Raw genomic sequence first — 26279 nt, 5'->3', positions numbered from 1 at the left:
CATCTTAAGGACAGGGATGTGTTTAACGAGCCGGTACTTTCATGGCTATACATGGGTATACTCGATCTTGGACTGAAAGCGGGGATCGCTGCTGCAACTCCGGTCGCTGTCAGTTCTTTCATAAGCGTTATGTCGGGGATACTGTTCCTGATCTATCTGGTGAAAACTTCCATCACACTCATCGAAGACCAAACCAGGAGAATATTCATCGTACTTGCTGTTCTTTCGTGTGGCACAATGATGCTTTTCTTTGGATACGTGGAAGCATATCCTCCTCTGGCAGCCGTCATCATGATCTATTTTTACTATGGTATCAGGGTGCTTCAGGGAAGATCGCACGTGATGATAGCTGCGGTATTTATTCTTGTCGCTATTCTGCTTCACCTGTCTGCCATCGCACTGCTTCCATCTTTACTTATCATTTTATGGATCAGTCACGGCAGGAAGGTAGAAAGAAAGAAGTATTATGTTCTGATGGCCGGAGCCGTGGTAGCCGGACTGGTTATCCTTGCTCTCCTGCAACGTGGGTGGCCCTTCTCATCGTTCTTTTACGAGACCTTCCTGCCTTTCTTTTACACTGCCGGCAGGAATCGTGTCGCTTATCCTCTGTTCTCGTTCGAATCGTTGTTTAACCTGGGTAACGAGATCATTCTCATATGCCCGATAGCTTTTTTTATCATCGCGGGATTCCGATGGGGGATGAAAGGCAGGATAAAAGATGGCGAGGATCGGTCAGATGGTGATCTGGTAGAAACTTCAACAGGTGTGAAAATATTCCTCGAGACAGCCGTCATCTTTTACGCCATCGAGTTTCTGATATTCAACATGAATATAGGCGTCAGCAGGGATTGGGATCTTTTTTCACCGATGGCGATACCCCTTGCGCTGCTTACGTCTATAATACTGATCGAGCGATTTCCAGCAAAGGCCCGAATGCTCTCCTGCCTGGCCGTTTCGGTGATACTGGTGCATACAGGACCATGGATTGCACTGAACGCCGGCACTGCCAGCTCAAAGGCGAGGTTTATTCACCTTGCAGAGCACGGTTTCTGGAGTGGGCACGCGAAGGGATACGGGTATAGCACGCTCTCGAAGTACCACGACGAACTTGGGGACAGGACGGTGGCGGTGATGTACCTGAAGATGGCCTCGAAGGGTGATTCGGGCAATCCCAGGTACTTGTTTGATACGGCAGAGCTTTACGACAGGCTGGGACAGTATCCCGAAGCAGCCGAGATGTACAGGCAGGTGATAGAGAAAAGGCCGGAAGATCTCCTGGCAATAAACAACCTCGGAGTTGATTACCTCCATATGGGAAGACTTGATATGGCGGGGCAGGTGTTCCTTCGGGCCCAGACGATCGATTCCACAAATCTTTCGAGCTTCAAGAACCTGGCCTATGTGTACTTCACTACTGGCAGCCTGGGAAGTTACCTGGAGTTGTACGATAAGAGCAGGACTGACCCAGAGAGGAAGGCCTACCTGAGGGGGCTTGTGATGATGCGCGGTGAAAGGGCTCCATCGGAAAAGGTCGGCCATTTCCTCAGGGAGATGTCGCTTGTCGATCCTGACGATGCCGATATGGGACTCGCCTGCGCGAATTTTCTCCATAACGCCGGCAGGGGGGAAGAGGCTGCGAGGCATCTGACCCTTTTGCTGGAGAATGGTTGCAGCGACAGAAGGATCTCAGAGCGTCTCGAACTGCTTCGGCTGCCTTCGCGGAGTGAGCCGGGAAGGTGACCTGAATATCGCATGCGTCGAAGTTATTCCCGTCATGTCGCCTGGCGGGGTTCGTGGCAGGGTAGCCCGGGGCGGCGGGCAGGGTCGTCAGTCTACGTAAAGGAAATGACATGTTATGCATTGATGACGTTAAATGGGTATTCTGCCTGGAAGAAGACTTCAGTTATGATTCAGGTATACTCATACCTCAAAAAAGTATTTTTCGCGATATTGACGGTGAGATCCGACTGATTATTGATAAGGATGGAACACTTACCGTAAAGAAGGGGTATGCGTGGAACGGATGCAGCCCGAAGTTATGTCTGTTTGATATCGTTATTGGAACACCTGATGGTGTAGTGCATAGAGATACAGGCAAACCAAAGACGTATTACGCGACTTGTATTCATGACGCACTATATCAGTTTATGCAGGAAATCGCTCCACTCACTCGAACTGATACGGATCGGATATTTCTTGAACTAATGGTGGAAAGTAAATTCAGATTTGCCTATATATATTGGTTCTTTGTTCGGATATTTGGCAGGATATTCTGGCGCACAAAGAAGAAAACTCGAAATTGGCAAGGGAAACGCGAAGTAATCCCTGACAACGATGGTAAAGAGTAATCAGGCAAATGGTTATCATGAGATCGAAAATTAGTGTGACAATTATGATTTTAAGTACTCTTTTCATCTCTGGCTGCAATAGCTTGATCAACCATATGACGTTTCATCCCGACAGAGGGGTATTACCTGCTGAACAACTTCCTGCAAATGTTCAAGATGTCTGTTTCAAAACTGACGATGGAATTGAAATTCATTCTTATTATCTTGAAAAGCCATCATCCAGAAGGATCCTGATATATTTCCATGGGAACGCTGGTAACATAAGTCATCGCCTGACAGACTTGATCAAGATACATAGTTTCAATATCAATGTTCTGGGCGTCAGCTATCGTGGATATGGGAAGAGCCAGGGTAAACCAAGTGAAGATGGAATATACAAGGATGGTAAAGCTGCCCTGGAATATGCGACCAGGGTACTTGGATATGACCCGGGAAACGTTGTCGTTTTAGGCAGGTCGATCGGAGCAAGTGTGGCAATTCACATATCACAAAATATCGATCTTGGTGGTCTTATTCTCGTCACACCATTGACCAGTGCTAAAGAATACGCGAGGGCAACTGGTCTTGGTTGGCTTTCGCCCCTGGCTGGCAATTCTTTCAACAACATTGGAAAGATCGGCAATGTAGTTTGTCCGACACTTGTTGTCCATGGAAACAAGGACAATGTTGTTCCTCTGGATATGGGGCGGGAGGTATTCGAAAAATCTGTTGCAGAAAAACGATTTGTTGAAATCGAGGGCGCTGGCCATAATGATCTGTCGACGACTTATCGAGCCATGTACTGGTCTCCTATACACGAGTTCCTGGTTGATTCAGAGTAGCTGTGCTTTTCAGTTGGAGGTAAGGTTGAGAACTATTGTGATCAACGCTGTCCTGGTAGGTGTGGGCGGATTTGCAGGTGTTATATTTCGTTATTCATTGGGCTGGATAATACATCGCAAGGCTCCCGAGGCGACCTTCCCCTACGGCACCCTTGTGGTAAACTTGATCGGTTGTCTATTTATCGGAGTGATTGCAGGACTTATCGAATCGCGGAACCTTTTCAGTCCGGAATTACGGAGATTTGCTCTCATCGGTCTTCTGGGTGGGTTCACTACATACTCGACTTTTGCTTACGAAACATTCTCGATGATTCTGAATGCAGAATATCTTCGTGCTTTTTCGAATGTCAGCATACACGTGGTCCTTGGGATAATCTTTGTCTGGGCCGGATACAGTATTTCAATATCCAGATAGACCTTGTAGCGATTCAGGAGAAGATGGTAGGCTTCTCTGTATATTAGTTGGGAGAATGATTTAACAGGAGGTCAAGATGAGGAGGAATTGTTTCGTACGGTTGATGTTTTCTTTCATAATATTCACATTAGTCTCGATACCGGCTATGGCGGAGAATAGACCCGTGCAGCTCTCATTGTTCACGCCGATTCAGATATTCCCGGAAAATGATGCGATCACCGGTATTCGGTTAAACTTGATCTACGGTCGGAATGCTTCTGTCACAGGGTTGGATTGGGGATTAGTAAACCATACGACTACAGGAACAACCACAGCATGGCAGATCGGGGTAGTGGGGCTGGTAGATACTGATTTTACAGGTTGGCAGGACAACCATGTGAATATTGTGAAAGGCAATTTTAAAGGATTCCAGTCCGGGGTCTTCAACTATGCCAGGTCTGCGACAGGCTTTCAGCTTGGAATAGTGAATTATGCCGAGAGTATGAATGGCCTTCAGATCGGAATCGTTAACATCATAGGTGAGGGCGGAGCGTTTCCTGTCCTTCCGATCGTCAACTGGTCATTTTAGCGTTACATAGGATTCCATTTTGGAATAAATACCAGTTATCGCGATGGTAGCGATCGATCGCGGAGTTGACCTGTGTTGGCAAGATAGTAGCCGGAGTTGCAGGACTGGCCACTCGTTCGTGCCTTCGTGGACCTGATTCCGTGTTCGCAGATCTGAAAAAATGCCTGCCTTTCAGTCCGTTGTGATTCCCCGTTTTACCCGGATTGCCGTAGCTGTTTACAATCGTCCCTGCACTGTTTTCAGGGCTTCAGCCACAGGCATGGAACTTGCGAAAATCCAGCTCAGCCAGTGCTATGTAAAGCAATTCTCTTCCGCGTGATATTGAATTATGTCGTTGATCCATCATCGGCAGAAGAAAGAAAACAGAGGGGGAGACAATGAGTGGCCCGAGAAAGACATATGTCATAGATCCTGTGAGTCAGAAAGACAGCGTCGAAATGTCTTCTTCATCCGGGGACGACAGAAAGGAGCTTCCGGAGTATCTCCAGCCATCAGGAAGTGGTGTCAGAAGAGGACACTCAAAGACGCAGACGAACGACAAACAGTCCGGGATCTCGTTGCTTTTATCGTATTTTGCCGGGCCTCTTTATATACTGGCGACCCGAAGGGGGCGCAGGAACAAGTTTTGGGCAGGACTCTCAATTTTCAGTGTGATCCTCTCTATAATCGTCGTATGGATGTGGGGAGGACTCTCTTCCTGGTCCACCCGGGAAAACCCGGTAGGGGCCATTATGCTCCTTGGGGCTGTGGTAGCTATCTTATCCGGGGTCTCAGCCTGGACAAGAGCAGTCATACTTGCCGGGCGATTCGAGGGACCGAGGCTCAGGCGAGTGCCTCGCTGGATCAAGGGGCCCCTGGCAACGGGGCTGTTTGGCATTATCTGCCCGGGAATGGGACTATTTGTTGCCGGGCGCTCCAAACATGCGGTTGCGGCGATGTGGATGGCGTCCTTGACTGCTATTTCTCTTCTCTACCTGTCGAGGGCCTTTTGGCTCTGGAATTTCAATGCGTATGCCGGCGCATTCGCTCTAAAGCCAGATACGCTTGAATACGTATTTATCATCGCAAGTGTAGTGGCAGTCCTTGGAGGGCTTGTCTGGATCGCTCAGGCGCTGAATGGAGTACGCCTGGCCGGCCGGGTATCCAGCCGAAAACCGGTTTACCGGAGAAACTGGATCGCTGTTGCTCTTCTGACTTCAATTATTGCTTTTTCGACTCTTTCCAGGCCTGCTCTGGTTGCCGAAGCTCTCGACACAGGCGCGGCAGTATCCAGCAGTGAAGGAATGAGGATCATACCGCTATACCTTTCGATGGGAGCGATCCATTTCGATCCGTCAAAGCCGGACTATACTATCAGGGCAATAGAGCTTTACGAGCATTACGGTGATCAGGTAACGGCCGATATGATGCGCCGGGATCTTGTTGATCTTCTGGAATCTTCCGTACCGTTGCTGGAAGAGGAGGGGATCGTATTATCGAAGACCGGGAACATTTATGGAGCTTTGATCGATGAAGCGTCAATCGATGCCCGGATAGCCGACGATCCTGAGATCACGAAAATTCCAGAAGAGCTGCTGGTCCTTGACTGGGACCGGCAGAATTGAGGCCCGATCTTCGTATAAATCCGAATCGAATCTGTTTTGTTCTTTTTTTCGCTTGCGTACATTGGTTCATTTCGGTATCTTCCCCCAACGCAAGCACATCTGCGATGGTTGAGAAAAAGGTGTGCCGGAACAGCCCAGAGGGCGGTTCCCATCACATGCCGCGATTATTGCGGTCCTTTCTTTTCCATGCGTCCGGCTGGTAGAGATCTGTAAATCGCCGGACCAGGGAAAAAATGAAAGAACACGCACACGTGCGGCACCCCCGCGCAAAACAGAATGTAAAGCATGCAAAGCCCAAGTTTCACGAGGGTGTATTCAGCCGTCTGATTCCGGAGATCCAACGGGCCGTAGCTGCCGAAGGATATAAAACGCCCACACCTATTCAGGAGCAGTGCATTCCGCTTCTTCTAAATGGTAGTGACCTTATGGGCACCGCCCAGACAGGAACAGGCAAGACAGCTGCTTTTGTCCTGCCTCTTCTTCAGCGGCTGGCAGTAAAACCCCGTCGACCCCGAAGAGGTGCTCCCCGATCTCTTATTCTGGCTCCTACACGTGAACTTGCAGCTCAGATCAGGGAAAGTATCCAGACATATGGACGATTTCTGCGTCTCAAGAATACGGTGGTCTTCGGTGGAGTAAGCCAGTTCCATCAGGTAAAAGCTCTGAACCGCGGGGTAGATATTCTTGTGGCGACCCCCGGCAGACTTCTTGATCTTATTCAGCAGGGATTCATCCACTTGAATGAGGTAGAGGTCTTTATTCTCGATGAAGTCGACAGAATGCTCGATATGGGTTTCATTCCCGACATCAAGCGGGTGTTGTCCCACATTCCAGCCGAGCGCCAGACTTTGTTCTTCTCGGCGACCATGGCCCCGAAGATAGAAGCGCTTGCTCGTACTATGGTCCACGACCCGGTGCGTGTCAGCATAACTCCCGATAAACCCGCTGTGGAGCTTATCGATCAGAAAGTCCTTTTTGTAAAAAAAGCTAAAAAGGATGAACTGCTTGTCTCTCTTCTGAAAGACCCTCAGATCAATAAGGCCCTCATTTTCACCCAGATGAAGCATGCCGCTAACAGGGTAGTAAAGAAGTTGTACACCGCAGGCATCCATGGTACAGCCATCCATGGGAACAAGACTCAGGCAGCACGTACAAAGGCGCTGGACGGATTCAGGCGTGACCGTTTCCGTGTGCTGGTCGCTACTGATGTAGCGGCGCGAGGCCTGGATGTAGACGACATAACACATGTGATAAACTATGATCTTCCTGTGGAAGCAGAGACATATGTCCACCGTATAGGTCGAACCGCACGGGCAGGAGCAGCCGGTAATGCCATTTCTTTCTGTTGCGCCGAGGATCGAGCGTATCTGCGAGAGATCGAGCGTCTACTGGGCAAACCAGTGCCTGCCGAGCTGGAACATGCATATCATAGCGATGAGGCTTTCAGATCCACCCAGACTGCTCCGAAAGCATTTGGGCGTGGTGGTGGCCGCAGGCGACAGGGTGGAAGGCCCTCGGGACACTACGCACGAAATCGCAATAGCAACCGTAGCCGTTCCCGGAGTGGACGTTGAAACAGGGTTCCTGCGGAATTTGGAATATGACTTTATTATTGTTGAAAGTATACAGGAATACTGATAGCCTCTGAGCATGCCGTACTCAGTGACCTATGATCCGGAAACGGACTGTATTCTTGTATCTGTAGAGGGCGAGTTTAGTCTTTCGTTGTTTGAGGGGATGGCAGCAGAAGTTGCTCGATGTTCGAACGAGAACGATTGTCGCCGCATTCTAGCCGACCTTCGCAATGCCATACTTAAAGAATCCGTTGCAGGTATATTCGCCATGCCGAAAAATGCCATTAAGAAGGGTATTGGTCGCAACGTGAAACGGGCTCTTGTAGTAAAGGGTGATTTCTCAGAATTCTGGTTTCTTGAGACCGTCTTTCTCAATCAGGGAAACGTAGTAAAATTATTCAATAATATTGATGATGCCATGCGATGGCTCTTTAACGGAGAATCAGGCTCTTGACAAGTAGCTTCCGACCAGGCAACCTTCAGCACATAAAAAGGAGAGTCAATGTCGAAGTTGATCTGCGGAAACTGCAAGAAAGTACTTGAAACAGATGAAACACATTGTCCAAAATGTGGTCCCGGAGACCAGAATGTCTATGATTTCAGCAACAGCGATGATTATCTGAATAGCCAGGTTCCCCGTGTGCTTGAGGAGAGAAAGAACTCCGGGTTGGAAGGGCTTACTGCCGGGCTGGAATATATAGTGATCAACACTGAGTCTGACCGGTTGGAAAAGGCAGCAAATGAACTGATAGCGGGGACCAGCCATGATCCATCGATTGCATTTGAGGATGAGGATCAGCGAGCAATAATCCTGGCCCGATCGGGTTCTGCCGACATTATTTTAAAGGCGAGGACCTCGGGGGACAATCCCTTCAGACAGATCAATAATAACCCGAAGTCACGCCACCTGCCTGATACCCGTCTCGAGACGCTGATTTTCCGTGTAAATGACATTGATCGTTATTTCCAGATCCAGAATGAGCGAGGAGTGGAATTTCAGACTCAGAAAGCGCAGAAATACGAAAATTACTCATATATAGAGACTGTTCCATCCAGGTATACAGGCAACGCTCTCGGATTTATCGAATGGACCGGGGAACACGGCAATTTTATTTCGAGAGGCCGCAAAGAATTCTCATGGCAGCCGGCAGCACAAGTCGATGATGTACGAAAGAATGTCGGTGTTCTCGATCACATGGCCACACGAATCAGGGCGACTGATCGTGATCAGGCGATTGTCGAGTTTATGGAGTTGACCGATTATACTTTCGCCTTTGCTATTTATGTAAAAGTATTCAACTCTATAACAAATGTAGCAAGGCTCGCGCCCGGTGAATACGCCATGGTATTTACGTCCGGGATAAAACCATTTATAAATGAGGAGACCTCGGGCCCAACTGAAAAGTTTATCAGAAATTACGGCACACGTGTTCATCACATGGCTTTCAGAACAGAAATGATAGAGAAGACATTTGAAGAATTCAAGAAAGATGGCCAGGAGTTCCTGCTGGACCTGGTCGGATCCGAAGAAGAGGGCCTGAAGCAGACATTCACCGAATCTTCAGAGCACACATTACTGGTGAATGAATATATCCATAGATATGGGGATTTTACCGGGTTTTTTACAAAGAGTAATGTCACCGAACTGACAGGCTCTACAGATAAACAATGAATTGAATTATGAAATACCTGTTATGACTTCTGAAGATACCGAATTGTGAATTAAACCTCAAGAAACCTCCATTTACTCCCGATAGTTTTGCTGTCGGGGTAATGATCGATGTTTTTTCAACAAGATCCGCACGCCTTTCATCATCTACCCTGAATTCAATATGTCGTAATGACATGGACCCTAACAAGGAGACAGGTCGTATGAACAGGTACGTCATTGTGTTCGCCGTTATAGTATTTGTGTCGTTAGCCGTTTCATCCCGGGCGGAGCAGCCCTTAGTCGCGGCTCCGGTCAACTATGATACTGGAGTCTTTCCAGAAGGAATCTGTGTTGCCGATCTTGATGGAGATGGTGATGTAGATATAGTAGTACCGTCGACCACTGGAGATCTGGTTTCCATATTCATGAATAATGGAGATGGAACATTTGCCGCAAGGGTAGATGTCTCAGTATTGAGTGATCCTTGTAACGTGTTTGCCCACGACATTGACCTGGATGGGGATAACGATCTTCTGATCTTACATGATGATGATGATCTAGTCGAGGTCCAGCTTAATGATGGTAATGGAAATTTTGTTTTCGAAGCGACCTATGCTGTCGGAACCAACCCACGTTCAGCTGCTGTTGCTGACTATAATGGAGACGGCAGTCCGGATATAGTCACTGCTAATTTTTACTCAGATGATGTATCAGTTCTCTTGAATGATGGTTCGGGTGCATTTTCCAGCGCGGTGACTTACGGTACTGGAGACGGAGCGAATCAGATCTGCGCGGCCGACTTTGACAACGATGGTGACATCGATCTCGCGTTCCCGGTTTACATGAGCGCAGAAGTCGGGGTATTGATGAATAACGGTGACGGCACAATGGCTGCAGTAGTCGATTACAACATTGGAGCCACTTCACTCTGCATTTGTACAGCAGATTTCAACAAAGATGGGTACACGGACGTAGCGGTGGGGAATTCTGGAGGGAACAATGTGCTGGTATTGCTGAATGACCGTGATGGAACTTTTTCCGCTGCAGTCGGCTATCCCGGTGGATCAGGTCCGACAATGATCAGTGCGGCAGATCTCGATGGAGATGGTTATCCTGATCTGGTCACGTCACATAAGTATGAGGACGAAATGAAGATCCTGTTAAACGATGGAGACGGTACTTTTGGTGGTGCTGTGCATTTTGATACAGGAGTTAACCCGAGGAACCTGATCCTGCCAGATCTTAACGGTGATGGTGCGCCTGATCTTGCCCTTGTAACCTATGTATCCAGACATGTGTCGGTTTACCTTAATCTCACACTTCCTGATATCTATTCAGTCAGAGATATACCTGGTGACCAGGGAGGGCAGGTATTCCTGTCATGGACCGGCGCTCGCGCGGATATCAACATGACCGGTGATATCACCCATTATTCGATCTGGCGGACTATCGACCAGGTAGCCGCTATTTCTGCTATTGAGCAGGGAGCAGAGTCTGCGGATAGAGTGCCAGAATTGGTACCTGGTGCAGATAAGGTTTTGATTAGAACGGAACTTACATCAACTTCCACATATTTCTGGGAGCTGGTCGAGACGGTCGACGCATACTTCAGGGAAGGATATGGCAGGCCTGTTTCGACGTTTTTTGATTCAACAGCCGCCTGCACGGATTTTCATTATTTCCAGGTAATAGCGCATACCGCGATACCATCACTTTTCTGGGCCTCACTTCCTGACAGTGGGTATTCGGTAGACAATCTTGACCCTTCATTCCCTTTGGATCTGCAGGGAACGCCCAGTCAGGACCCTGAAGGCCTTGTAATCACATGGAAACCGAACAGGGATCCTGATTTTGACCATTATGCAATATTCAGGGGCCTCAGCTCCGGCTTCGAGACTGGCGATGTCAATATGGTCGCGTCTATTCCGGATACTATCTATTTTGATGACGAGTGGAGCGGCGATTCCGGTTACTACTATAAACTGCGAGCAGTAGATACTCACGGAAACGAGAGTCTTATCAGTATGCTCAGTCCTGAGGATGTGACTGGTGTAGAACCTGAAGGAATACCAGCAGCAACTTTCCTCGGACAGAACTATCCAAATCCATTCAATCCCTCGACTACTATATCATACGGTCTGTCAAAGCCGGAAAATATCAATATCAAGATATATGATACGGCGGGTCGTCTGATACGTGTACTGATCGATGAAGAAAAGGAAGCGGGAATCCATGAAACACTTTGGGATGGCCGCAACAACGAAGGTGTAAGAGTCGCGAGCGGTATCTACTTTTACAGAATGACCGCAGGAATAAATGTAGAAACAAAGAAGATGGTACTCTTGAAGTAATAAGATCCTGTATCACCCTGTATCGGAGGCCATGTGCCTGCCAGGGGAGGAAGTCAAAGTGTTAAAAAAAGCATTATTGATCACGGTGTTGATGATATTTGCCAGCGGATCCTCTGTTCTGGCAGAGATCCCGAAAACAATAAACTATCAGGGGGTATTGACGGACGCGGAAGGGAATGCGGTAGTAGACGGCATATATGAGATCACAACGTCTCTGTATGATAATTTGGAGGGAGGGACGCCCCTGTGGCAGGAGACCCAGTCTGTGAATGTATTCAAATCGACTTTCAGCGCGATTCTGGGTGTAGGAACAGCATTGGAACTCCCGTTTGACAATCAGTATTATCTTGGGATCTCAATAGAAGGCGGAGCAGAATTGATGCCGCGTGTCTCCCTGAGCGCGCTTCCATACAGTATGTGCTCAAACAATGCAGATATGCTGGATGGCCTGCATAGTGATGCTTTCTCGGATACTGCCCATAATCATGACGAGATCTATTTCGGTCAGGAAGAACTCAGTACTGCCGGGACAGTAAACGATACGGGTAACCCTGTCGACTGGACAAAATTGAAGAATGTTCCTTCCGGATTTTCCGATGGGATCGACAATGCGGGACTGACAGCAGTCTACTCTCTCGATGCTGTCGATGGTGATCCGACCGATGCTGTTTATGTGGATGAATCAGGCAACACCGGGGTCGGGACCTCGACTCCCGCAGGAAAGCTCGACATAAACGGGGATATTGTGGTTACAAACTCCCTTGGTCAGATCAGGAGCAGGATATTCGTGCACAGCGAAGATGCAGGGCTTATCAACACATACGGTCCTAACGGAAATCTGAACTGCGCTATCTCTGCAATGGTCGATTATGAGAATTCAGGCTACCTGTCAGTCTGCGATGCTGATGGAAATAAACAGGCCGCGATGTATGTCGAAGGCTCGTCAGGAATGGGTGTAATAACAGCCGATATAAAAAGTTTCCGGGTATCAAACCCGTCTCTTCCCGGTACGGATATCTGCTATGCATGTATAGAAGGGCCTGAAGCTGCTGCCTATATCAGGGGAACTATGAGTCTTGTCAATGGAAAGGCGACGGTAGTCTTTCCGGATCACTTTGTCGATGTGATAGTCCTCGATGGGATGACGATACAGTTGACTCCTCTGTCGGCAGGGTCAAAGGGCCTGGCAGTAGTCGAAAAAGGAATAGACAGGGTCCTTGTCCAGGAGCTGAATGGTGGGGTCGGGGAATACGAATTTGATTATCTTGTGACTGCCATCAGAAAAGGACATGAGTCATATCAGGTAATAAAGCAGTCATTAATCAGATAGATGATGAGAACCGATATAGTTGATAGTATCTAATTATGCGATTGTATCGTCAGGGGAGTATATGAAAAAGACAGGATTATCAACAATATTGATGGCTGCGATAATATTCATCGGTTCCAATGCCTATGGTCAGTACAGAGTGCTACATGGTATCTTTGTAAGCGCTGGTGGTCCGACTACGGGAACTGAAATCATTTATCAGACTGTGGGGCAGGGACCTGTCGGGATGACCGGAGATCCGACCAAAGTCATAAGATCCGGTTTCTGGCAACAGGCTTTTATTACTTCTACTGTCGATGTGGCATTTTCTTTCTTCGATTGTCAATTATCCGGATATTCCGTTCTGTTGAACTGGGATCTTTCGGTCTCAGCGGGAGAAGGATGCATAAATATTTACAGGTCCGAAGATATTGAAGGCCCATTCATCAGGATCAACAAAGATATCCTTTCAACCGATGAATGTGTCAGTTATCTCGACGATACAGTCGCGCCCGGGAAGACATTCTACTATCAGCTCGGTGTCGTGGAATCAGGCAGGGAATATATCTCATCGAGGGTGTATTTTTCGATTCCTTCCAGGCCGCTGACATTGTTTCAGAATTATCCAAATCCTTTCAATCCAATTACAACTATTCGTTATTATCTACCCGAAAATGGATACACAAAACTTACTATCTATAATGTTCAAGGGAAAAAAGTGGCTGTGATCGTAAATGAGATAGAAGATGCCGGAAGTCATTCCATCGAATGGAACGCTTTAAATGATAGAGGAAACCCTGTAGCATCAGGGGTTTACTATTATCGACTGATTAGAGGAAAAAAAGCGGTCACGAAAAAAATGATCGTAATCAGATAGTGTTGATGCTCAGGGTTCCGGCAAGAAAAATCCTCTAAAACTTCTCCAGCAGAGAAATGTTAGAAATATTACTCAAAATATATATTAAGTGTGATACCATTTAAGTTCTAAACAATAATAAGGTCGACAGACACAATTATCGGGATTTTCTGTTCCCTGAATGGAGGAAAAATGAAGAATGTATTCTCCCTGCTACTGATCTCTATTGTGCTGGCAGTGTCGCTGATGTCTCCCGGACTCGTTCTGGGAGGGGAGATCGCGACAAGCGGACATGGTACTGCCAGTGTCTATCCGGATAATGCTGTAGTCAGTTTCTCCATAATAACGAGAGACAGAGAATCGGAAAAGGTTACGCACGAAAACGCAGAGAAGTACGAACGGGTGATATCCGGACTTAAGAAGGCGGGATTCGATAAAGAGCAGGTAGTATCTTCATCATTTATGGTGAATACAGAATACGACTACAAGACCAGTCCAGGACGCCCGGTAGTCTCCGGGTATGTCGCGAATCACAGGATAAGGGTGAAGACAGGCGACCTTGCGAGGCTGGGAAAACTGATAGACGCGGCCATGGAAGGTGGAGCCACGGAGATGAATGGGATAAAGTACGATTCTTCCAGAATAGATGAGATCCGCAGAGAAGCCATTTCTATAGCGGTGAGAAATGCTATCGCTGACGCGGTCGCTATGGCCGCGGCGGCTGGCGGAAAACTTGGTGAGCTGATAAATCTGGGGACACCGGAGGCGAACAGGATCCCGGTCATGGAAAATATGAGGTATAAGGCCATGGCTGACGGGCCCGCGACAAATATTGCTCCTGACGAATTGACTGTCAGTGTCACAGTGACCGGAAAGTGGGTCTTCATCCGGAATAGTGAATGATAGAAGGGACAAGAATGAACAAGTCGATAATCATGGCAGTACTTATAGTAATATCCGTGTTGGGACTTTTCTGTGGGGGAAGTGGAGAAAAAGGATCCGACGGGGCAACATCGGCATACCTGGGGATGAAGCCGCCCGGAACGACACCTGTCATATTCGCTCCCGGAATAGTCTCGACCGATGAAAACGAACTGAATGCCACGATAACGATAGACGGGTCTGAGTTCTATTTCACCAGGAGGATGAAAGACAGGAAATTCCATATCATGGTGACACGTCGGTCGGCCGACGGGGCCTGGAGCGTTCCGGAGATCGCTCCTTTCTCCGGGACTTTCAGCGAAGCGGATCCCTTTATCTCACCCGATGGGAAGAAGATGTACTACATATCGCGCAGGCCTGTTGACGGATACGGACCTCCACACGATATCTTCATAATGGACAGGACCGAGGATGGGTGGTCGGAGCCTTTTCATCCAGGGTATCCATTGAATACTCCGACAAACGAGATCTATCCTTCTGTGACTTCGGATGGGACGGTCTACTATGTTGCCGAACTTTATGGTGGCGTGGGGAGGAGAGATGTCTACAGGTGCAGATATGACGGTGAAAAATATCTCAACTCCGAACTCATTCCAGAACCGGTCAGCAGTGAGTACAATGAAGGTGATCCGTACATCGCTCCGGACGAAAGCTATCTGATATTCGTCTCTGTTGACAGACCCGGTGGATTCGGTAGTGGAGATCTTTACATCTCGTTCAGAAACAAATATGGTGAATGGTCTGAACCAAAAAACCTGGGCGATACGATAAACTCGAAGGGTTATGACTATACTCCTGTGGTGACGCATGATGGCAAATATTTCTTCTTTACGAAAAACGGAGATGTGTACTGGGTAAGCGCGTTGATACTTGAAGAGTACAGGGATTGAATGGTATAAGTAATTCAGCAGTGCGGTTTGTGACAAAAGGTCGATGCTGCCTCGGGGGACGGGCAGGGAAATGTGTGGAGGTGGATGATGTGTACGAGGAATGCCCGGGCCTGGATAGAGATTCTTTCCGTTTCTGGTATCACGGTAAATCGATGGGTTCAGATGGCGAAAGTCATGGAGCCGGGCCATATCGTCTCGATGCTGAGAAGCAGGCCCGGAAGGGACAGGCTTGCCGCGATGATCGGCAGGGATGTGAACGAGCCGCCAGGAAGAATTCTTCGCGATCGACTGGAATTTATCGGGAAGAAAAGGCAGGGAGCGCTGGCGATAGACGACCCCGGATATCCATCGATACTTCGCGAGATCGGACAGCCACCTCCGCTTATCTATTATGCCGGTGATCCCGCGGTTCTGAACAGGCCCTCATTGTGTGTCGTTGGATCGAGACGCGCGACCAGGAAGGGACTGCTTACAGCCAGACAGCTCGGTAGTGATATAGCCGGTGCCGGATTCACGGTGACAAGCGGGATGGCGAGGGGAATAGACAGCGAAGCTCACAGGGGCGCGCTCGAAACCAGTGGAAAGACAACGGCTGTTCTCGGATGTGGGATAGACGTTCCCTATCCGCCCGAGAATGCTTCTCTGGCTGTGGATATCGCTCGTGTCGGATGCCTTGTCTCAGAATTTCATCCCGGGACTCCTCCCCAGAGATATCATTTCCCAATGAGGAACAGGATCATGAGTGGACTATCGCTTGGAGTTATAGTCGTTGAGGCAGGAAGCAGGAGTGGCGCGACTGGTACGGCGGGATGGGCCGCTGACCACGGCAGAGAGGTCTTTGCTGTGCCTGGCCATCCAACGGAAAAGGGAAGCGAGGGCCCCAACAGACTCCTGAAGGAAGGAGCCTGGCTGGTCGACAGTTCGCGCGATATATTCGATATCATCAAACCACCCGGACATCATGATCCGGTGACAGGAGAGTCGAAAGAAGCGGGTCTATCTCACGCAAGGGATGAAATGAATGGCGAAGAGAGGATGATATATTCTGCTCTTGAAGCTGACCCGAAACATGTTGATGAGCTGGTACGAATCTGTCATATTTCAGCGACTTCAGCTATGTCGCTTCTCACGGACCTTGAATTGAGAGGCCTCGCGGAAGCTGGTGGAAACGGGATGTGGGCGCTGCCGGAAAAAACCGTGCGACGCATCGTCGGAGGAGACAATTGGCGAAAAACCGGGACGAAGGAAGTGAAAAACCGAAAAAGACTGTTGTGAGCGTGACGCGTAGTGCGAGTTACGAGGGGGGACAGTTACGTGGGGCGATCGAAGAAAGCCTCGCGCCATTCGGCGGCCTGGGCGCTTTCGTCAAGTCAGGGCAGCGCGTCCTGTTGAAACCCAATCTGCTTTCAGCCAAGGCTCCTGACAGGGCAATAACTACACATCCCGATTTTGTCAGAGCGATAGCCTTGATGGTAAGGGAAAAAGGCGCCGAACCTGTTATCGGTGACAGCCCGGGGGGCGCCATCAGGGGTATACAACGGGTGTGGAACAATACAGGTATTACTGATATGGCCGCCTCTGAGGGCATCGAACTGGTGAACTTCGAGGCATCCGGCCTAAAGGAAATCGAATCGGGAGAGTATAGACTCTATATATCAAAACCAGTCCTTGACGCCGACGTGATAATCAATCTGGCCAAGTTGAAGACTCATACTCTGACTTTACTTACCTGTGGCGTGAAGAATATCTTCGGAGTAGTCCCCGGTTTCCGAAAGGCCGAGTACCACAAGATCTATCCGAAGCCTGAGCAATTTGCCGGGATGCTGGTGGAACTGTATAGATTCGTCAATCCCGCGCTGACGATCGTGGACGGAATACTTTCTATGGAAGGAAATGGTCCCAGTTCGGGGATGGCCAGGAATACGGGAGTCATAATCGCCGGGAAAGACGCAGTCGCAGTAGATGCGGTCGCTGCCCGGATGATAGGGTTTGAAGAGGGACAGGTCGATACTACGAGGATCGCCGGATTGCGGAATATAGGAACGGCAAGTATCTCCGGGATCGAGATAACCGGAAACGGAAGGGATGAGAGGCCGGAAGGTTTCCAGCTTCCTTCGAACAGGGGGATCAGGCTGATTCCGGGTCCCCTGGTTAAAATGATCGCTCCGCTTGTCTGGCTCAAGCTCGAGATCGATCCGGAGAGATGTACGAAATGTGAACAATGTCTGAAGAGCTGCCCCGTAGGCGCCATCGATCATAAAGGGGATATCCTGAAAGTCGATCATAAGAATTGTATTCAGTGCATGTGTTGTCATGAATTATGTCCAGAGGACTCGATCGATATCAGGATGAGCTGGCTCGCAAGGTTGTTTGCCTGAAAGTAGAGGATAGCGATGAGTAGATGGAAGAAGATCAGGCACAGGTTCGAACTTGCTGGAGTACGGTTCCTGATCTTTCTCCCGTCCGTTTTTCCGCTGAAAATGTCTGTCAGGCTTTCATCCTTTCTCGGAATCCTGGCGTTTGACGTTTTCCGGATCAGACGCAGAGTCTCACTGGACAACATCGGCCGTGCTTTCGGTGATTCGATGACAGACAGTGTCAGAATAAAGACGGTAAGAAGGTCTTACATCAACTTCGCCAAGTCGATGGTCGAGTTCGCTTCCCTTCAAAGGCCCGATCCCGAAAGACTTTTGAAGCTGGTATCGATAAGGGGACGTGAGAATATAGACGATGCGCTGGCTATGGGCAGGGGAGTAGTCGTGGTGACCGGACATTTCGGGAGCTGGGAATTTCTGGGCGCGGCTGCCATAGCGCACGGCCTGCCAGCGGATTTTCTTGTAGGTGAACAGTCGAATACTCTGGTGGACGATCTGATGAATGGCCTCAGGATGAAAGCCGGAATAGGGATAATCTCAAGAGGAGCAGGCGCGAGGGGGATCTTCGGCTCTCTGAAAAAGGGGAGGATGGTGGCGATTCTCTCCGATCAGGATGCCAGGAAACACGGTGTCTTTGCGGATTTTTTCGGAATACCCGCTTCGACTTTTCCAGGCGCCGCTCAATTTGCCTACAGGACAGGGGCTCCGATCTCATTCTGCTACATAGTGAGGCAGGCTGACGAATCACATGAAACAGTCTTTTTGCCACCGATAATGGTGGATTCTGCCGCGGACAAGGATACGGAAATACTCAGGCTGACCGCGGCTCATGTAAAAGCCCTGGAAGACGCCGTAAGAAAACATCCCGACCATTATTTCTGGGCTCACCGGAGATGGAAGACAAAACCACCTGAATGACAGAACTCAATTGGTCTTTTTATCACCGGGGAGAGGATGGCCGGAATGAAATCCGATAGTCGAACTCCCTTTTCCACCATGGATCTTTATCTCTCCGAAATTCTTTTCGTATTGCAACACGGTCCTGCCGAGGACTTCCAGAAGTGATTTTGCTGACTGGGGAGTCATTATTATTCTTGAATGTACCTTCGCCTTTTTCAGGCCTGGAAGCATCCGGGCAAAATCAAGGATGAACTCGGAGGGTGTGTTTCCCGTGAGTACAAGATTCGAATAGATGCCTTCTGCGGCTTTTTCATCCAGTTCGACCTGTATCTGTTTTTGAGGTTGTTTCTGCATATCTCCACCTTTGTTCAGTTATCGTTACCTGAAGTACATAATAGACTGGTGATGAGATAGATGACAACGGTATAATTCCAGTCGTCGTCATCATATGATCGAATAGAAGCGAAAGGGTCTGAAATTGCGCAACCAGAAAGTCGAATTCATAGACATAATTGAAGCTGGCGAAAGGATCGCTCCCTGGATCAATCGTACTCCGGTAATGACCTGTTCCACACTTGACGGGATGGTGGGGGCGGAGCTTTACTTTAAATGTGAGAATTTTCAGAAGGCAGGGGCGTTCAAGTCGAGGGGCGCGGTGAATGCTGTGTTTTCGTTGTCAGATAAAGACGCATCACGAGGAGTAGCTACTCATTCCAGTGGGAACCACGCGGCGGCTCTGGCAAGAGCTGCCGCAGCGAGAGGCATCCCGGCGTACATCGTGATGCCGGGGACCGCTCCCGATATTAAAAAAGAGGCCGTCTATGGATATGGAGGCAAAATTACGTTCTGCGAGCCCACGCTTCAGGCGAGGGAAGACGAACTGGCGAAGATAGTGGAGACTACCGGGGCCTCTTTTATTCATCCATACGATGATCCCAGGGTAATAGCTGGCCAGGGCACAGCGGCCGTGGAGTTTCTGGAGGACGTCCCGGACCTCGATCTTCTCGTCACTCCTGTCGGAGGAGGAGGGCTGCTGAGTGGTACAGCGATAGCGGCCAGGCATATCAGGCCGGAAGCTGAGGTGTACGGGGGAGAACCGGTCGGCGCGGATGACGCGTACAGATCTTTCAAAAAAGGTGAATTGATACCTTCTGTATCGCCCGATACCATCGCCGACGGACTGCTCACCTCATTGAGTGAAAGGACATTTTCGATAATCCGCGAACTGGTAACTGATATCGTGAGGGTAGACGATGACAGTATCAGGTCGGCGATGATGCTGGTCTGGGAGAGGATGAAGATAATCATAGAACCTTCCGCGGCAGTACCGCTTGCTGCTGTGATGGGTAGGGGGCTTGATGTTGAGGGCAGGAAAGCAGGGATATTCTTCAGCGGCGGGAACGTCAGCCTTGAGATTGATGGCTGTTCCTGAGAAAGCCGAATGCGCGAGGACCATTCAGGTCTCCTGAAGGGCGACTATCAAGGGAGATACAGATTGAAAAAGAGGCATCCGTGTCACAGATACCTCAAATATTCAGTTCTCGGGATAGAAATCGTCGTCATATATAGATTCGAGTCTGTTTTTGTGCTTGGTCTCTTCGGCAACGAGTGTTTCCATCGTAGAGGCTATCTCAGGAGATTTTGTGGCCTTTGCGAACGCGCTGTAAAGATCCATGGCGGCCTGCTCTCTCTGGATCGCGACCCTTAGAGCTTCTCTGTACCCCATATTTTCGGTCGGTTCCGCCTCGATCAGGTAATCGGTAAGATGCAGGTCGACTGCCTTGGTCTCCGGCCTCGTTTCGGCGTGTCCTTCCTTCATCGAAGTGAAGAGCTTCATGTGCCCTTCTTCCTGCGCGGCAAACTCAGTGAATACTTTCTGGATCGCTGGCTTTTCGATCTTTCCCGCCCACTCCAGATAGAAATCGCGAGCTTCCTTTTCTTTTTCGATCGCATAATCGAACACTTCGTCAACATTGTTGAAATCAAGTGATTTCCCGTCGGTCATCTTTCTGGTTCCTTTCTATTAGGCATACCCTTCTAACGGAGAAAGAGTATAGATGATAATCATGGAAAAATCCAGCTTGTAAAGAAAAAAAGGGCGGGACACAAAAAATGAGTCCCGCCCAGAGATCAGGTCCGGATCAGAATCCAGTGCTGAACATCAGCTGCCAGTTGAACTGACTGTGCGTGGACTCGACCGGAGGAATGCCGGATCCGTCGCCTGCGTTTTCGTATTCGGCTGAGGTCGCTGTCACCATGGACAGGTTGACGGCCCGGTTCTCCGCGAAATAGTATCCAGCACCGAAGGTGATGTGGTTCTCTACGATCGCGGGGAAAAGAGCATTGAGATACTTGTCCGGTACAGGGTTCTTTCCGTAATTGTATCCTGCCCGGATGACCAGTGACTCGGTCACGTCGAAAGCGCCGCCGATAGAGATCACGAACTGGTCGTCCCAGTTCTGGAATAGTGTGGCGCTCAGGTCCTGTCCGGCGAATCCGCCGTTCGTCGCGACATCATCGGCCTCGAAGACCATCTTGAAATCTTCCATCACACTGGACCACTGGATCATTTTCAGATCACAGGCGATCATCAATCTGTCCGTAGCTTCCAGCGCGGCGCCAATACCGAACATCGCCGGCCACTCGAAATCTTTGACTGAGATCTTTCCGGAGACGTCGATGACATAATCCACATAGTTGCCGGACGGGGCTCCACCCATCAGTACTCCGTCATCGATGTCTACACCCATAGACATGCTGGCGTTATCTGATTCGAGGTCACCGAGAAAGGTCTTCGAATGGTAAGTCGCGCCGAGCGTCAGTTTCGGATTGACTGCATACACAGCCCCGATCTTGCCGGCGAATCCTGTTCCTTTAGCTTCACCGGTGAAATCGCTGTCGTTGGTGAAATCGAAATAGGCATGATGTAGTTCCTGGATGCCGGTACCGCCGAACGGTTCGTACATCATCCCGAATGATTCCGCCATGCTGCCTGAGACTGTGCCGATATTCTGAGCGGCGGGATTGGCGAGGTCCAAAAACTGCGCTTCGCTCATACCCATCTGAAGGTCCATCCCTGCCCAGACGAAATCGATGCTGGCGCCGATGCTGAATTTTTTATTAACATCGTAGGTGAAGGGGAGGATAACACGCCCTACTCCGACTTCGGACCTGTTGACCAGGCCGTTCTCGAGAGCATCGTTCGAACCCATGCTGGGGTCGGACATCCATGAATCGCTCCCGTATTCGGTGCCCATTCCCCCCTGGCTGTATATTCCGAGGCCGAAGGTCATCTCGCCACGGCGCATCAGAAAACCGAGAGCAGGCATGTAGAAGGCGTCGCTTGCTGATTCGGCATCCATCGCGCCCATAGAGGTCGTAACAGTCGCGTCGACATCGGGGCCAAGAAACCCTACAGCAATGTCCAGCCAGTAATTATCTTTCAAAAAGGAGAGGGTGGCCGGGTTACCCATCATGGCCGCTGTGCCGTTCCAGTAACCGAACGAGGCACCTCCCATGGCATGGGCTATCGGGCCGTAGCCCTCCAGGTTCATCCCGTTCGTGGCGGACGCATCCGGCACGATGACAAACATGACCGAAAGAATAAGAATAACTGAAAAAATCATGCGCGATTTCATAATCGACCTCCAGGATAAAGAAGGCAGTTAAAAGACAGACCTGCCAATTTCATTGCAGGGATTATAGTCATTATCGACTGATATTCAAAACAAAAAAATCAATTTCTGAAATAATCTGTCCATGTTCTGGAAGGAGTGATCGAGAATCCGGAAAGAAAAAACCGGTTTTTCAGTTTGCCGGTGAGGAGTCTATGGGGTATCCTCACTATTCAGTTGAAAACAATAGTTTAGCTATGGAGGAGGGGTGGAAATGAAGAGCCGGACACGGATACTGGTATGGGTCGTTCTGCCGGTCCTTGGCTTTGGTTGTGGTGGTAGTGGAGGAGACAAGGCGGAGGATGGAAATACTGGTTTGGTTGATTCACTGTCCACGGTAAAGACCGTAGGGTTTGATCGATACGAATTAGATATTCCTGAAGGATATACAATAATCAGAGACAATTTTCCAGAGACGGATGATCTTGACGGGGTAGCGGACGAGATACGAAGGAGTGATGGAGCCCGGGTAATCATCTATTACACAAAGAAAAAGGTCGAGATTTCCCTCCAGGAGATGCTCTCTTTTGCGGTTGGGGTCAATGGACAGGGGTATCGACTCAATACGATGATAGACAGCTACAAGATAATCAGGTTCGATGATAAAAGAGCTATGCTTCTGGTGGGGACCTGGCAGTCGGAGGATGACCAGGGTGAATTGAGGGCTGTGGGAGTCGAATGTGGCGGCAGGTCGTACCTGGTCGAGGCGTTGTTCAATGGAGCCTGGGAGGAAGAGACATCTTCGATCTATAATTCATTCCGTTGTCTCGAAGATTGAATGAACGATGTTTTGCTCGTCCGGAGTATCAGATGGCTGATGAGAGATATCTTCCGATCGACATAATGCGCGGGATCACCATGGCGGCAATGGTACTGGTAAACACGCCGGGTAGTTGGGCCCATATATACCCCCAGTTGAGGCACTCCGCGTGGCATGGATGTACAATAGCGGATCTCGTCTTTCCCTCTTTCCTGTTCGTCGCCGGCCTGTCCATGGCATTTTCATTCTCGAGAAGGGGAATGGAGAGGAAGGCAAGGCTGGCGAGGATAGGGCGAAGGGTCGCAATCATCTTCGTAGCCGGATTATTCATAAACGCCTATCCATTTCAGGCAGGACCGGGTGATATAAGGATAATGGGGGTCCTGCAGAGAATTGCCCTGGCATGGGGACTGGCAGCAGTGGGGGCTGTATTTATAAGGAGGAAGGGGCTGGCCATCCTTTCTGTCGGAATACTGATAGCGTACTGGATAGCTGTCAGCTGGTTCGGAGGTAGTGACCCATGGTCGCTGGAAGGGAATCTCGTCAGGCATGTGGATCTCCTGGTGTTGGGAGAAAGACATATGTGGAGCGGGTTCGGGATACCGTTCGATCCGGAAGGCATATTAAGCACTCTGCCCGCTGTGGTGAGTGTCATTGCGGGGTACATCGCGGGCGGCCCGGCTGCTTCGGCAATGGCAGAGAGCAGACAATCGGGGATCATGGTCATCCCGGGCTTACTGCTTATGGCTGCCGGATTATTGTGGGGAACGGTTCAACCGGTCAGCAAACCCCTCTGGACCGGATCATATGTGCTTCTGACGGCTGGAATATCGATTCTCATGATGTCAGCGATCGTATGGATCACGGAAGTCAAGAGGTGGAGAAGATGGGGATGGCCGGCATCTGTATTCGGGGCGAATCCTCTTCTTCTGTTTCTGATCTCAGCTCTCTGGGTGAGGACGATATCGGGATTAGTCAGGTTTGGCGCGAGTGACGTGGGAAGCGGAAAGGTCTCCCTTTACAATTTTCTTTACGATTCCGTATTCAGACCTGTCGCGGGGGAAATGAACGGGTCTCTGCTCTTTGCTGTTTTTCATCTCATTCTGTACTGGTTGATGCTGTATTTTCTCCATAGAGGGAGGGTCTTTGTAAAGGCCTGACCTGATGCATCTTATTTGCCTTGATTGCGTGGAATCGTAGGAGTATATTCCCGGGAGTATGGACCGGGTTTGACAAATAACAGGAACAGAGATTGTGAAGAGAAGGAAAGCAAAAAGTATCTGCGGAAAGATAGGCAGGTCGTCGGTCGTAGTGATCGGAGACCTGATGCTCGACCGATATTTCTGGGGGCAGGTGGACCGGATCAGTCCTGAAGCTCCCGTGCCGGTAGTAAATGTCGAAAGGACGAACGTGCGTCCCGGCGGCGCTGCCAACGTCGCGTGGAACCTCATCTCACTGGGTTGCGAACCCAGATTGATAGGTCTTCTGGGAAGGGACGGCCAGGCGAGGGAGATAAGAGGACTTCTTTCCGCTCAGAGCATATCACCGGAATATCTCGTTGCTGATTCGAAGAGAGTCACGACAGAGAAGATCCGGATCGTCGCGCACAACCAGCAGGTCGTGAGGGCCGATTTCGAATCAGACGGTGAAGTGCAAGGATCCGTTCTCGGGAGACTCGGGAAGGCGATCGACCGAGCTGTCGAGGGAGCAGGCGCGGTCATCGTGTCTGATTACGGCAAGGGTGTGGTGACGATGCCTGTGATGGACAGAGTGAGAGAGCTGTGCCTGGACAATGACATTCCCCTGATCATCGATCCCAAGGAGGGCCACTTCGACCTTTATAAAGGCGCATGGGCACTCACTCCAAATCTCAAGGAAGCGGGCGGCTTCTATAATACGAAGATCAGGAACTCCGAAGCCCTGGATAAGGTCGGCAGGGACCTGCTTCGCGACCTCGAAGCACATTCCGTTCTCATCACCCGTGGTGAGGAGGGCATGACCCTTTTTGAAGAGGGAAAAAGGTCGAGGCATTTTCCGACGAGAGCCAGCGAGGTCTTCGATGTGACCGGTGCTGGAGACACGGTGATCAGCGTGCTTGCGGCCGGGCTGGCCGCGGGCGCCTCAATATATGATTCTATCGAACTGGCAAACGCTGCCGCGGGAATAGTGGTGAAAGAACTGGGTACCGCGACTGTAAACGAAAAGGAACTGGCCGGTTCTTTCCCCGTCTGACAGGAAGGTTGTGGGATCTGTGTCCGGGTCAGAGGAGAGAATACTGAAAAGGGAACAGCTGCTCCGCTTCAGGGAGGAGAATGGAGACCGCAGGATCGTCTTCACAAATGGCTGTTTCGATATAATACATCGCGGACATGTCGAATTGCTGGAGCAGGCGAGGGCTTTAGGTGACTGTCTTGTCGTTGGGATGAACAGCGACGAATCTGTCAAAAAGCTTAAGGGTGCACCGCGCCCGCTGGTCAGCGCTGATGACCGGGCATTCGTTCTGCTGGGACTCGGCAGCGTCGATTATGTTACAGTCTTCGGCGAAGACACACCGCTGGAGACGATCACCGCCCTTCGGCCGGATGTTCTGGTAAAGGGTAGTGAGTATGGAGAGGGAGAGATCGTCGGCGAGGACTTCGTCACGCAGGCCGGCGGTAAAGTTGAAAGGATAAGGATGGTCGCGGGATACTCGACCACAAGTCTTATAGAGAAGATGAAGCAGGAAAGAAAATAAAGGGGGCCAGAGGAATCAAAACAGTTTAAATGGTGGTATCTTTGTGGATTGTGAGTAGAACGAAAAATGGAGGTCAGGATCGAGATGAGTAGACGTAGAATCCTTATTATGGGCGCGGCGGGAAGAGATTTTCATAATTTCAATACCCTCTACAGGGACAATGACTCGGTAGAGATCGTCGCTTTCACCGCGACGCAGATCCCCGATATCGACGACAGAAAATATCCGGCGGAACTGGCTGGAAGCCTCTATCCCGACGGCATTCCCATCTATCCCGAAGAGAAACTTGTCGAGCTTATCAAGAGCGAAAAGGTCGAAGAAGTAATGTTCGCCTATAGCGACGTTCCGAGCCAGTACGTCATGCAGAAGGCGCAGCTGGTAAACTCATGCGGAGCTCATTTCACACTTGCGGGCGCCCAGCCGACGATGATCAAGAGTACAAAGCCCCTTATATCGATCTGTGCCACAAGGACCGGTTGTGGCAAGAGCCAGACGACAAGGACTGTC

At 49.8% G+C, this 26279-nt stretch carries 26 protein-coding genes; 23 read left to right on the top strand and 3 right to left on the bottom strand.

The genetic code is table 11. The features are described from left to right. From KOO63_12375 to KOO63_12295, 17 genes are all read left to right on the top strand, one after another. The coding region (locus tag KOO63_12375) for a hypothetical protein (protein ID MBU8922605.1) at positions 1-1740 on the top strand (1740 nt) is incomplete at its 5' end. A gap of 110 nt (positions 1741-1850) precedes the next feature. Further along, positions 1851-2348: a DUF1353 domain-containing protein gene (locus tag KOO63_12370; protein MBU8922604.1), complete on the top strand. Its 498-nt coding sequence runs from the start codon at positions 1851-1853 to the stop codon at positions 2346-2348. A gap of 17 nt (positions 2349-2365) precedes the next feature. After that, positions 2366-3169: an alpha/beta hydrolase gene (locus KOO63_12365; GenBank protein MBU8922603.1), complete on the top strand. Its 804-nt coding sequence runs from the start codon at positions 2366-2368 to the stop codon at positions 3167-3169. A gap of 25 nt (positions 3170-3194) precedes the next feature. Continuing rightward, the gene (gene crcB / locus KOO63_12360; protein ID MBU8922602.1) at positions 3195-3584 is read left to right on the top strand and encodes a fluoride efflux transporter CrcB; all 390 of its coding nucleotides are present in this window, start codon (positions 3195-3197) and stop codon (positions 3582-3584) included. Positions 3585-3660: 76 nt separating this feature from the next. Further along, the gene (locus KOO63_12355) at positions 3661-4152 is read left to right on the top strand and encodes a hypothetical protein (GenBank protein ID MBU8922601.1); all 492 of its coding nucleotides are present in this window, start codon (positions 3661-3663) and stop codon (positions 4150-4152) included. A 377-nt stretch (positions 4153-4529) separates the two neighbouring features. Further along, complete coding sequence (locus KOO63_12350; protein ID MBU8922600.1) at positions 4530-5756, top strand: hypothetical protein; 1227 nt, start codon at positions 4530-4532, stop codon at positions 5754-5756. Positions 5757-5989: 233 nt separating this feature from the next. Beyond that, a complete protein-coding gene (locus tag KOO63_12345) occupies positions 5990-7330 on the top strand; it encodes a DEAD/DEAH box helicase (protein ID MBU8922599.1) in 1341 nt (446 codons plus the stop codon). Between the two features lie 76 nt (positions 7331-7406). Next, positions 7407-7784 carry a hypothetical protein gene (locus tag KOO63_12340; protein MBU8922598.1) on the top strand — a complete coding sequence of 126 codons (378 nt, stop codon included), beginning with the start codon at positions 7407-7409 and terminating at the stop codon, positions 7782-7784. A gap of 48 nt (positions 7785-7832) precedes the next feature. After that, positions 7833-9002, top strand: coding sequence for a hypothetical protein (locus KOO63_12335; protein MBU8922597.1), 1170 nt, complete (start codon positions 7833-7835; stop codon positions 9000-9002). 200 nt (positions 9003-9202) lie between these two features. Beyond that, the gene (locus KOO63_12330; protein ID MBU8922596.1) at positions 9203-11332 is read left to right on the top strand and encodes a VCBS repeat-containing protein; all 2130 of its coding nucleotides are present in this window, start codon (positions 9203-9205) and stop codon (positions 11330-11332) included. A 58-nt stretch (positions 11333-11390) separates the two neighbouring features. Then, positions 11391-12662, top strand: coding sequence for a hypothetical protein (locus KOO63_12325; protein ID MBU8922595.1), 1272 nt, complete (start codon positions 11391-11393; stop codon positions 12660-12662). A gap of 61 nt (positions 12663-12723) precedes the next feature. After that, positions 12724-13518 (top strand): T9SS type A sorting domain-containing protein, encoded by a 795-nt coding sequence (locus tag KOO63_12320; protein MBU8922594.1) that lies wholly within the window; start codon positions 12724-12726, stop codon positions 13516-13518. Between the two features lie 171 nt (positions 13519-13689). Beyond that, positions 13690-14400: an SIMPL domain-containing protein gene (locus KOO63_12315; GenBank protein ID MBU8922593.1), complete on the top strand. Its 711-nt coding sequence runs from the start codon at positions 13690-13692 to the stop codon at positions 14398-14400. Positions 14401-14414: 14 nt separating this feature from the next. Continuing rightward, on the top strand, positions 14415-15329 hold the full coding sequence (locus tag KOO63_12310) for a hypothetical protein (protein ID MBU8922592.1): 915 nt from the start codon (positions 14415-14417) through the stop codon (positions 15327-15329). 162 nt (positions 15330-15491) lie between these two features. After that, positions 15492-16604: a DNA-processing protein DprA gene (gene dprA, locus KOO63_12305; protein ID MBU8922591.1), complete on the top strand. Its 1113-nt coding sequence runs from the start codon at positions 15492-15494 to the stop codon at positions 16602-16604. Continuing rightward, positions 16553-17707, top strand: a complete 1155-nt coding sequence (locus KOO63_12300; protein MBU8922590.1) for a DUF362 domain-containing protein — start codon at positions 16553-16555, stop codon at positions 17705-17707. Before dprA ends, KOO63_12300 begins: the two co-directional genes overlap by 52 nt. 15 nt (positions 17708-17722) lie before the next feature. Continuing rightward, positions 17723-18622: a lysophospholipid acyltransferase family protein gene (locus KOO63_12295; protein ID MBU8922589.1), complete on the top strand. Its 900-nt coding sequence runs from the start codon at positions 17723-17725 to the stop codon at positions 18620-18622. A gap of 6 nt (positions 18623-18628) precedes the next feature. Here the strand turns inward: KOO63_12295 and KOO63_12290 are convergent, their stop codons facing one another. Then, positions 18629-18958, bottom strand: coding sequence for a DUF3467 domain-containing protein (locus KOO63_12290; protein MBU8922588.1), 330 nt, complete (start codon positions 18956-18958; stop codon positions 18629-18631). Between the two features lie 124 nt (positions 18959-19082). Between KOO63_12290 and KOO63_12285 the strand changes: the two genes are divergently transcribed. After that, positions 19083-20036 (top strand): pyridoxal-phosphate dependent enzyme, encoded by a 954-nt coding sequence (locus KOO63_12285; GenBank protein ID MBU8922587.1) that lies wholly within the window; start codon positions 19083-19085, stop codon positions 20034-20036. Positions 20037-20138: 102 nt separating this feature from the next. On the opposite strand, the gene KOO63_12280 is transcribed toward KOO63_12285, so the two are convergent. Both KOO63_12280 and KOO63_12275 read right to left on the bottom strand, forming a co-directional pair. After that, positions 20139-20609 carry a ferritin family protein gene (locus KOO63_12280; protein MBU8922586.1) on the bottom strand — a complete coding sequence of 157 codons (471 nt, stop codon included), beginning with the start codon at positions 20607-20609 and terminating at the stop codon, positions 20139-20141. A gap of 136 nt (positions 20610-20745) precedes the next feature. Then, positions 20746-22242, bottom strand: a complete 1497-nt coding sequence (locus tag KOO63_12275; GenBank protein ID MBU8922585.1) for an outer membrane protein transport protein — start codon at positions 22240-22242, stop codon at positions 20746-20748. A 250-nt stretch (positions 22243-22492) separates the two neighbouring features. Between KOO63_12275 and KOO63_12270 the strand changes: the two genes are divergently transcribed. From KOO63_12270 to KOO63_12250, 5 genes are all read left to right on the top strand, one after another. Next, positions 22493-23056: a hypothetical protein gene (locus KOO63_12270; GenBank protein MBU8922584.1), complete on the top strand. Its 564-nt coding sequence runs from the start codon at positions 22493-22495 to the stop codon at positions 23054-23056. Positions 23057-23088: 32 nt separating this feature from the next. After that, the gene (locus tag KOO63_12265) at positions 23089-24198 is read left to right on the top strand and encodes a DUF1624 domain-containing protein (protein MBU8922583.1); all 1110 of its coding nucleotides are present in this window, start codon (positions 23089-23091) and stop codon (positions 24196-24198) included. Between the two features lie 94 nt (positions 24199-24292). Next, positions 24293-25270 (top strand): D-glycero-beta-D-manno-heptose-7-phosphate kinase, encoded by a 978-nt coding sequence (gene rfaE1, locus KOO63_12260; protein ID MBU8922582.1) that lies wholly within the window; start codon positions 24293-24295, stop codon positions 25268-25270. Between the two features lie 19 nt (positions 25271-25289). Continuing rightward, complete coding sequence (gene rfaE2 / locus KOO63_12255) at positions 25290-25772, top strand: D-glycero-beta-D-manno-heptose 1-phosphate adenylyltransferase (protein MBU8922581.1); 483 nt, start codon at positions 25290-25292, stop codon at positions 25770-25772. A gap of 84 nt (positions 25773-25856) precedes the next feature. Next, on the top strand, positions 25857-26279 hold a 423-nt coding region (locus KOO63_12250), incomplete at its 3' end, for a hypothetical protein (GenBank protein MBU8922580.1).

This window comes from Candidatus Latescibacterota bacterium (genome assembly GCA_019038625.1).
In the GTDB taxonomy this organism is placed as follows: Bacteria; Krumholzibacteriota; Krumholzibacteriia; order Krumholzibacteriales; family Krumholzibacteriaceae; genus JAGLYV01.
Note: the sequence above shows the minus strand (reverse complement) of the source record. Positions and strands in the feature narration are given on the sequence as shown.